The organism is Chthoniobacter sp., from assembly GCF_040003245.1.
Classification (GTDB): domain Bacteria; phylum Verrucomicrobiota; class Verrucomicrobiia; order Chthoniobacterales; family Chthoniobacteraceae; genus Chthoniobacter.
Genome location: NZ_JBDUCX010000281.1, coordinates 1 through 8,095, shown reverse-complemented (window position 1 = coordinate 8,095; position 8,095 = coordinate 1). Strand labels below are relative to the sequence as shown.

7 protein-coding genes and 1 pseudogene are annotated in these 8,095 nt (G+C 59.2%); 5 read left to right on the top strand and 3 right to left on the bottom strand.

Going from position 1 to position 8,095, the window contains the following annotated elements:
• Positions 1-183: pseudogene (locus ABJF10_RS26820) on the top strand (PD-(D/E)XK nuclease family protein); the annotation flags it as partial.
• Positions 184-268: 85 nt separating this feature from the next.
• Entirely contained in the window at positions 269-934 is a 666-nt protein-coding gene (locus ABJF10_RS26815; protein WP_348547698.1) for a hypothetical protein, read from the top strand.
• A 20-nt stretch (positions 935-954) separates the two neighbouring features.
• Here ABJF10_RS26815 and ABJF10_RS26810 read toward each other — a convergent pair whose 3' ends face one another.
• Positions 955-1,176 carry a helix-turn-helix transcriptional regulator gene (locus ABJF10_RS26810; protein ID WP_348547697.1) on the bottom strand — a complete coding sequence of 74 codons (222 nt, stop codon included), beginning with the start codon at positions 1,174-1,176 and terminating at the stop codon, positions 955-957.
• Positions 1,177-1,399: 223 nt separating this feature from the next.
• Between ABJF10_RS26810 and ABJF10_RS26805 the strand changes: the two genes are divergently transcribed.
• From ABJF10_RS26805 to ABJF10_RS26795, 3 genes are all read left to right on the top strand, one after another.
• A complete protein-coding gene (locus tag ABJF10_RS26805; RefSeq protein ID WP_348547696.1) occupies positions 1,400-2,590 on the top strand; it encodes a hypothetical protein in 1,191 nt (396 codons plus the stop codon).
• Positions 2,591-2,681: 91 nt separating this feature from the next.
• Positions 2,682-3,311: a WGR domain-containing protein gene (locus ABJF10_RS26800; RefSeq protein WP_348547695.1), complete on the top strand. Its 630-nt coding sequence runs from the start codon at positions 2,682-2,684 to the stop codon at positions 3,309-3,311.
• Positions 3,312-3,326: 15 nt separating this feature from the next.
• A complete protein-coding gene (locus ABJF10_RS26795; protein ID WP_348547694.1) occupies positions 3,327-4,409 on the top strand; it encodes a hypothetical protein in 1,083 nt (360 codons plus the stop codon).
• 7 nt (positions 4,410-4,416) lie between these two features.
• On the opposite strand, the gene ABJF10_RS26790 is transcribed toward ABJF10_RS26795, so the two are convergent.
• Positions 4,417-4,977 (bottom strand): hypothetical protein, encoded by a 561-nt coding sequence (locus ABJF10_RS26790; RefSeq protein ID WP_348547693.1) that lies wholly within the window; start codon positions 4,975-4,977, stop codon positions 4,417-4,419.
• Positions 4,978-5,227: 250 nt separating this feature from the next.
• On the bottom strand, positions 5,228-8,095 hold a 2,868-nt coding region (locus ABJF10_RS26785), incomplete at its 5' end, for a DEAD/DEAH box helicase (protein ID WP_348547692.1).

Here is an 8,095-nt window from a genome sequence, read left to right as displayed (position 1 = left end):
AAGCTGAAGAACCCCAAGCTCGTCGTCACGGCACTGCCGCCCATGAGCGACCTGCAGCAGACCCGGCTCTTCCGGCTCATGGAAGCGTACGTGAACGGCCTGGAGCGTCAGGACTTCGTGCCCTCGCCCGGGATGCAGTGCGCGGGTTGCGAGTTCTTCAACGAATGCCGCGCATGGTCCTGACGGCTAAAAAAAGAAAACCCGGAAGCCAGCCGGCCCTGCCTCATCCACGAGTGCGGGGCCGGCTGCTGCCCATGAAAGGAACCCTATGAAACGATTCATCATCCCGTTTTCCGTCGGCTTCATCGCCGCGGTCCTGGTGCTCGCCAGAATTTGGTGGCCCACCGATACCAAGGTTGGGTCCGCGCATGGCGGGCCACTCTCACCGCCACCCGAGCTGGTGCCCTTCCGCACCCCCGGCGGCATCCTGCACACCAACGGCTTCATCAAGACCGAGACCCTAACCAAAGAGTCCGGTTCGTGGCGCGGCACGACCAGCTCCTCCATCCGGCTCAACGCCACCTACCGCTACCAGATCGTGCTGCGGAACCGCTGGAACATATACCTGGATGAAGGACGCGGCATCGCCTTCGTGATCGCGCCCCCTTTCCAGGCCCAGCTCCCCGTCGCCGTCGATTCCCGGAGCGTCTACGAATGGACCGAGTCGGGTTGGGGCCGCTTCGACAAGTGGGATCAACTGGAGGCCCTGCACCGGGAGGTCTCACCTTTCCTGGAGAGACAGGCCATGAGCACTGGCTACGTGGAGGTGGCGCGCGGCCAGGCGCGCATCACCGTGGAAGAATTCGTCGCGGACTGGTTGCTCAAGAGCAAAGGCTGGCCTGTGCGCGGTGAACGGTTCGTGAAAGTGTATTTCGCGGACGAACCCGACATCCCATTTCCGGAGAAGAGAGGACTGAAGGATTTCCTGCCGTGAGTGAGCCAGTTTCCCAGGCCTCAAAGCCCAGGGAAGAATTTGGTCACACTGACCTTCAACGCGTCTGCAATCCTCAACAAACCGTCCACGGAAATCGTCTTCTCGCCGCGCTCGACCTCTCCGATGTAGTTCGGATGCAGGTCGGCCTTTTCGGCGAGTTTCTCTTGCGAGAGCGTGGCGGCCTTCCGTGATTCACGAATGGCGTCGCCAATAATCTTCCGGTGTTTCGGGCGCGCTGGCACATTTCTTACCGCACCAGCCCCAGAAGCGATCGACCACAGTCTATAGCTTGCATTTTAGCTTGCTGACCCTTCACATGCGGCAGTTTACTCATCTCCGTGGATCGGATTTTTCACTCGTCCGCGGACAAGCAGCAAACCCTGCCAATTCTGCCGGGTCGCCAAGCGCCCAAATTCACTTCAAACCCAACGATTCCGTAGATCGTTTCCACCTCAACTTCCACTCATGAAATCTCTTCTCATCATCACGGCGGTTCTGATGTCAACGGTCGCAACATGGGCGAAGGAGCTCATCACGAACGGTCTGCTGTTATACCGGGAACCGCCTGGGCAGTACGTCGAGGCTCTGCGCTATTTCTCGTTTACCCAAGGGGCAAGCGATTCAGTGGCCATCCTTGTGACCGGCAAGCCAGTGAGAGTGTGGAATTCGGGGATCATCGCTGTGCTCCAATATCCTCCGGCCAATGTGACGTCAGTGTCGCCGGAAAATGCCTCGCTCATGGTTCGCCAGGCGCGGGGAATGGCCGCTCGCCTTCCCGATTACGCCTCTCAGATCAACGTCGTCGTCGAAAAATGGCAAAACGCGGAGAGTTTTGCTACTGCTGCTGCGCGGCAGATCGCTCTGAAAAATGCCCACGCATCAAGTGTGACGCTTCTGGTTGGGAGTGTTCGGTATAACGCGGCCACGCTTAGTGCGGTTGGCCAAGATGACGTGACAATCATGCACGCCAATGGAGTCGCTAAGATTCCGATCGACGCGCTCAGCAAGGATCAAATCGTAGCGCTTAACAAGACGTCGACGACAGAAAAGGTTGATCCGGACACATTGGAAAAACGACAGATCGCTAAGAACTCTTCGTCGGACAATCAGCAAAAATCGGGCCAAACCGTGGCGTCGGTGCCGAGCAACCAGGACCTGGTGACGGAGGACCAGCCCTCGCCCCCACCCGCTTCGACACCCAATCAGACAGTAACCAGCATCCCCGCTGCTGCTATCCCGCATACCGTTCCTTGTTCCATTACGATTCGAGCACTACGAGATGAAATCTACGCACGGACCAAACAGCCTTATTCTGAATCCGATACATCGGTAACGTTTTTGTACGACGAGTCGGCCAATGTTTTCGAGCGGCGGATATTTATCGCGGAGAAAACTGATGACGGAATACGATTCCTCTTTTACGTCAAAAATGGTAATCCAACGGGTTGGACGTCTATATCAGTGATGCACGACGTCCTGAATTCTAGTTTCTTCACTGAAACCGAATCAAAGGGTCTATCGTCCATCGTCGATAACATTGGCACTCCATCAGTCTCACAATGCGGCCGCTTCTATGTCGGCGGAGCTTCATCTGAGATGGATGTGTATAACCACGGCAAAATAATCACTCTTACGCTTCGTCAGACAGACCGCTAGTAACTTTGATTCGGCAAATCGTGAAAGGCCAGCCCTCACCGGCTGGCCTTTTTGCATTCAACCCACAAACACCAACCAGAAAGGAAATCCCATGGAGCAAATCACGCTCTTCTATCGGCAAGGCTCGGCTGACAAACAGTATCAGGCGAGCATCCAACCCAAGGACGGCGGCTACGTCGTCTTGTTTCAATTCGGTCGGCGCGGCAGCGCGCTGCAATCCGGCACCAAAACTCAGGCGCCGGTCCCCTACGATCAGGCCAAGAGGATCTACGACCAACTCGTGGCCAGCAAGGTCGTCAAGGGCTACTCGCCCGGCGAAGACGGCACGCCCTACCAGCAGACCGACAAGGCCAACCAAGCCACCGGCATCCATTGCCAGTTGCTCAACCCGGTCGAGGACGACCAGGTGGAAAAGCTCATCGCCGATCCGGCCTGGTGGCTCCAACCCAAGCATGACGGTCGTCGCCTGCTGATCCGCAAGATGGGCGCCACGATCACCGGCATCAACCGACTCGGGCTGGCCATCGCGCTTCCCCAGTCGCTCGTCGATGAAGCCGTCGCCTGGCCGAGATGCTGGAGGCTGAAGGAAGCCCGGTCGTTCTGCTGCTCGCCGAAGAAATTTTCGGTCGCGAGCAGAACAACCCTGCCAGCCTCCTCGGCATCGCCCACGCTCTCGACGATGTGCTCTCCAACTGGCCAGACGGCGCACGCGGTTTTCTGATCACGGATGCGCTCGATGGGGCAATCAGACAAGGCACTCGCCACGGCTCTCGGCCGGCTGAGTCGAGACAAGTCGAAGTTGGTTCGATTCAACCTCGCCCGTGTGCTGGCGGCGTTGGAAAAGCCAGCGCCAGCTTTGATGTGGAGCTTGATCGACGACTTCATCCAGAAAGAGAGCCGCTTTTCGGTTCTCGATGCGGGGCTGAGCGCGATGGACTGGCTCTGGGCTGAATCAGAAGCCGTGATGGATCGCGTTCGCCGAATCACGAAGCGAGCAGCAAAGGCCCATCCGGAGCACGATATTCATCAAACGCTTGCCGCCACACATCTGTTCCAATTTCTCCGAACCGGACGTTCAGAATGCGAAACCTACATCGCCGCATTGATTCAAGCGTGCGATACGCCGCTCGCGGTTCATGCGCTGTTACCACAGCTTCATGCTCTGCGGAAGGGCGGGTGGCTGACCTTCAGCGCTGATTCAGTGCGCGCACGAGCATGGCAGTTCCTTTCGCGCTTCCTGACCACGAGCCTTGGGAAACTAAAGCAGCATCGCGAGGCTTGGCAGGCGCTTCATGAAAAAAGGACACCAAGCGCCGATGAAGCGAAGCCTGTGCAGGAGAAAATAAACAACGCATCTCGAGTTGTGGATGGCATCAATATGCAGCTCTTCTTCACCAGTGGTGCCCATTCGGACAGTAATGAACCGAAGCTCGATACCACTCAGACGCGGCAGTTCTGGTTGGAATCCGAACCGCTTCTTCGAGCACTCGCAAGGGAAATACATCCGCACACCGCCTACCATCTAATCGAGACGTTTGAGTATCTCCTTCCGTATGCTCCACGCGAAATCTTCCTCCTCGCGGCGCAGAGCATCCGCAGCGCTTCCGTCGCAGGTTTTCAGAACGAATCCCTCGCCACTGGGGAAGTGGTGAAGCTTGTTCAGCGAGTGTTAGCTGATCACCGTGACATTTTCCAATCCGCCGGTGGGCAAGAGTCGGAATGTCTCGGAGCGCTTCTCGAAGTGCTCGACCTGTTTGTCGAAGCCGGTTGGCCGCAAGCGCGCCAGCTCACCCATCGACTCGAAGAGATCTACCGCTGAAGCCCGCCTACGGCTTCACGATGCGCTTGATGCCATCGGCGAGCGCGACCTTGAAACCATAAAGGCACTCGACGGTGACAAAGACGCGGTTGCTCTGCGTCTCCGTGTAGCGCAGGTAGCCGAAGGTGAGGCCGGTCTCGGGGTCGGTGACGGCACCGGCTTCATCGTATTCCGCGGCGGGCACGAGGTAGCGCATGACGACTGCGAGGCCGCTCGGGTGAGCCGCGAAGCCGACGAGCTTTTCGCCGTTCTCTGGCAGAATGACGGTCTCGTGCAGAATGACGGTTTCGTGCAGATCGAAGCCGGCCAAGCGGCGGATCATCGCGTCCATGATGCTGGGCTGGACCACCTGCGGAACGAAGCCCTTCGCGACGACATCATCGCCGAGCAGGTTCGTGTAGTAGGCGCCATCGAGCGCCTGGCTGCGATCCGTGACGGGCATCTTGACCTCGCTGCACGCCTCGCGGATCGGGCGAGAAATTGGTGGAGAAGGGGAGAAGGCGCGGATCGGCGCGAGCGCGGCCAACCGCCAGGGCCACGCCGCACACGCGACGTAAAGCACGCTCACCAAAAGTGGGACATTGCCCACGTCACATGCACAGGGATGAAATCTCGCAAAACCGCGTAAGAGACGCGTTTATAATGCTTTGTGACTCACGGAAGCGTCTCGATGGGTGTTTTTAGCCTCGAAAAAAGTGTAAAGCGCAAAACAGCTTCCTCATAAGAAAAGGGTGAAGGTCGCCTCACCCAAGTGCCGATCGAACAGTCGTAATAGATTTCCTTTCGCTCACTTGCTACGGACTACAACGCGCTCAGCTTCACTTCAACCACACGGCGAGGCGCACCCGCAGGTCATCCAGCAGCACAGTCGGCAATGGCACGGCGGATATGCGGCGACTGCTATCGTCCGGGGCGTCGGAGGCTTCCCATTCCTCGGCATGATCTGCACTAAAGTCCCCGCCGGTGAGCACCTCAAATGTCTGGGCACGAAGACGCAGTTCCTCGAACATGCGTTCATCATAGGTGCCGGCCAGGTAGGGAAGGCCGACTTCGAGAAATACCGTCTGACCAAGGGCAGTAAGGTCGCGTTCGCGGAAGGTCTTGCTGCCGATACGGTCGATGCGGCCCGTGCGCTGCTCAACGAGAGCGGGATTCCATGCAAGATCGTAGTGAACGACATGACGGCAATGCCGATGAAGATCTATGCCTTCTTGGCCGACCTGGGTGCAGATAAGGATGTCTGGCGAGAGCGGTGTGTTGAAGGCCGTGAAAATTCGCGTGCGCGTCTCGGCGGCGCTGCCGGTGCCGGTAACGAGCGTGACTGGAGCGCCTGTGTCGGCACGCAGACGCGTGGCTTGATAAAGGCTGCCTCGGCGAGTGCTCGCATCGTTCACATGACCGCTCGCACCACGCAGGTCTTCGAGAAAGGCGACGCAACGGTCAGCCATACTCTCTTGCTGGTGCGGCAGCGGCTCATGGAACTTTTCGGCGAGCAGTTCGCCCCAGCTTTCCGCTGCACGCTCGGCACGGCCCGGCAGCAGGCGCAGCAGCACCGTATCGCGCAGAACGGTGCGGCGCAGTGCCTGCATCACCAGCAGTCGCGTCGTGAAGTCGAGAGACGCATCGTCGTCGAGCGTGAGTTGCCACAGCAGTTGATGCAGCTTCGCGCAAGCAGCAGGTGCCTGTTCAGGATCACGGCCAAGCCAGAGCGATGGCGCGAGCGCATAAGCATCGAGCACGGCGACCTGCTTCGCTTTGCGCGCATTCTGGCGCGTGGCGCGAAGTTTGGAGGCAAGCGATTGCACGGCGGTGTCCTGCGGCTCCGGGCCAAGACGATAGACGGTGTGAACGCCGCGCTCATCGAAACGTGCCGTCTCGCCGCCCTTCTCCTCGTCACTGGCGAAGGCATCGAGGCCATACGGATGCGTGATCCACGACTCTTCTGCGAGCACAAGCAGGTGCTCATGCAAGCGGTGCTGTGCCAGCAAGCGCAACGCGATGAGATGCTCCGTGGCACGATGCACAAAGACGCGATCCACACGCTCCGCAGCAAGATCGACACGACAGCGCAACGCCAAACGTGCGAGCGCCGGCAGTTCCGAATCTTCGATGCGCAGTTCATCCGCCGTCAGAGGCATCGCTGAACCAAAAGCTTTCGCCGCCGACCACAGCACTCGATCCAGTCCCAGCGTCACGAGGTCGCGATCACGTCCCGTGAGTCGCGTGTGCAGCGAGCGCAATGCTTCTTCACCGCCCAGGCAGCGACGGGCGCGGGCAGCCAGTTCGCGCTTCACCTGACCACGCAAGATGGTGTGCAAGCGCTCCGCCGTATGCACGCGGGTGCAGAAGATGAGAACCTTTTCGCCAGCGTGCCAGCATTGCATGGCGAAGGCCGCCAGCGCCTTCACCTTCGGATGTTGCGGATCATCCTGCTCTCGCACCAGCCCGCGCAGCATCTTCAAGTAACGCTGGCCTTCCTGCGAACCACGCAGCAGGCGCTCCAGTTCCCGGCCCTCCTGGCTGGCATGAAGCGTGGAGTAGCATCCGGTCAGGTTTGCGCCCAGCGATGACTTGCCCTTGCCCTCCTTCATCAGCGAGACGCAGAGCATCAGCAGATAGAGCGGCAGTTCTGCATCGCCCGTGGCATCCAAACCGGGAGCCGCGTGCAGCACATGCCGATCGGGCCGTGCGCTGCGCTCCTGCGCTGCGGCGGTAAACTCGCTGCCTGCCAGCACCCACCGATGGTTTGTCGTTCGACGATGCCGGATGACGACGCGACCCTGAGCTTTCGATAGCTGCCCATTCGCGGCAAACAGATCTAGTGCCACCTGCATGAAGGGCTGCATGTCCGGGTGCAGTGCTGCCGTGTCATCGGTGGTGCGAGTTTGCTTTTCGATCTGCCGCCATGCCGCTTCAAGTTGTTCCGTGCTCACGCTCCGCGGCAATCCGGCCCATTTGCGGCTGAACGCCTGGCTTGCGGTCTCCGATGCAACCAGCGCTGGCTTTAATCTGTGCTCGCGATGTTCACGCAGCGCCTGCTGCCGTTGCTTCGATGCGGCCTTGGTACCGCAAGGTTCCAGCGTGTCTGCAACGGCGAGCACATCGAGCATTTCTTTGGTCGCAAGCTGGAAGGGCGTGGCCGTGAGCAGCAAGAGTCGCCGCGCAATCGGGCACAGGTGTTCCTTCACTTCGGCAAAACCATTTGCGCCATTCTTCCAGTGATGCGCCTCATCCACGATTATCAGCGGCAGCGCACGCTTGAGGCTCTGAAGGCAGAGAAGGCGATAGAGCGCGTTGAGCTTCTTCTCCACCTCGGCGAAGCCCGTATCGCGATCTCGGCGATACGGTTCGGACAATTCGCGGCATATCTTCTGCAAGACCGACAACTCCTCGCAATCAGTGAGTAGGTTCCGCATCGTCTCGAAGTCGAACGGCAGAAGCTCTGCTTCTTCCGCGGTGAAATTTTCCAACTCACGCGAGTCACGCGGCCAGTCATCGGGCGCACCTTTCAGCAGGCGTTCGCGAGCATCATGGCGAAAGCCCGGCCCCCAGTGACGGAACAGCGCGGCGAGCAGCAGGCGGCGCTTGAGCTGATAGTTCTCCAGTTTGCCACCGCGGAACACGCTGAGCTTGGCGATGATGATTTGGGTTTGTTTGCCCGGCTTGCGCAGCTCCGCCACGAGTTC

Bases quoted from the DNA above. Each gene is read 5' to 3' on its own strand.
- ABJF10_RS26815 (WP_348547698.1), top strand. From the start codon at position 269: ATGAAACGATTCATCATCCCGTTTTCCGTCGGCTTCATCGCCGCGGTC.
- ABJF10_RS26800 (WP_348547695.1), top strand. From the start codon at position 2,682: ATGGAGCAAATCACGCTCTTCTATCGGCAAGGCTCGGCTGACAAACAG.
- ABJF10_RS26795 (WP_348547694.1), top strand. From the start codon at position 3,327: ATGGGGCAATCAGACAAGGCACTCGCCACGGCTCTCGGCCGGCTGAGT.
- ABJF10_RS26805 (WP_348547696.1), top strand. From the start codon at position 1,400: ATGAAATCTCTTCTCATCATCACGGCGGTTCTGATGTCAACGGTCGCA.